Here is a 762-nt window from a genome sequence, read left to right as displayed (position 1 = left end):
GCATGTATTAGGCACGCCGCCAGCGTTCATCCTGAGCCAGGATCAAACTCTCCAATAAAGTTTGTCTAGCATCTAAAATAAAAATTGACGTTTCACGTTGTTTGTTTCGTTCAGTTTTCAAAGAACTAAAAGCGGGTGAAGAGAATCGAACTCTCGACCAGAGCTTGGAAGGCTCTTGTTTTACCACTAAACTACACCCGCATGGTCGGGAAGACAGGATTTGAACCTGCGACCCCCTGGTCCCAAACCAGGTGCTCTACCAAGCTGAGCCACTTCCCGTTATGGCGCGCCCGAGAGGAGTCGAACCCCTAACCTCTTGATCCGTAGTCAAACGCTCTATCCAATTGAGCTACGGGCGCTTATTCATGATGTTTTGTCGTTGTTGTATTTCAGCGACTCAATTATCTTATCATACTGCTTTTTCAAATGCAAGTACTTTTTTATTTTTTCTTTGGTGCGGCCGAGAGGACTTGAACCTCCACGGGGTTTCCCCCACTAGGCCCTCAACCTAGCGCGTCTGCCATTCCGCCACGACCGCATAATGCGGGTGAAGGGAGTCGAACCCCCACGCCAAAGGCGCCAGATCCTAAGTCTGGTGCGTCTGCCAATTCCGCCACACCCGCGGAAATAAAAAAGTGAGCCATGAAGGACTCGAACCTTCGACCCTCTGATTAAAAGTCAGATGCTCTACCAACTGAGCTAATGGCTCGTAAATGGCTGGGCTAGCTGGATTCGAACCAGCGCATGACGGAGTCAAAGTCC

Annotated in this window: 6 tRNA genes; all 6 read right to left on the bottom strand. The window is 49.7% G+C overall.

Annotated features, from left to right (window positions below):
• Positions 1 to 130: 130 nt before the first annotated feature.
• A tRNA-Gly gene (locus AC1M36_RS28405) sits at positions 131 to 201 on the bottom strand.
• Between the two features lies 1 nt (position 202).
• Positions 203 to 279 (bottom strand) — tRNA-Pro (locus AC1M36_RS28400).
• A 3-nt stretch (positions 280 to 282) separates the two neighbouring features.
• A tRNA-Arg gene (locus AC1M36_RS28395) sits at positions 283 to 359 on the bottom strand.
• A 93-nt stretch (positions 360 to 452) separates the two neighbouring features.
• Positions 453 to 538, bottom strand: a tRNA-Leu gene (locus AC1M36_RS28390).
• Between the two features lie 4 nt (positions 539 to 542).
• A tRNA-Leu gene (locus AC1M36_RS28385) sits at positions 543 to 623 on the bottom strand.
• Between the two features lie 13 nt (positions 624 to 636).
• A tRNA-Lys gene (locus AC1M36_RS28380) sits at positions 637 to 709 on the bottom strand.
• Positions 710 to 762 lie beyond the last annotated feature (53 nt).

The organism is Bacillus sp. Medicinal_06 (assembly GCF_056711665.1).
This window is presented reverse-complemented; position numbering and strand designations above follow the sequence as displayed.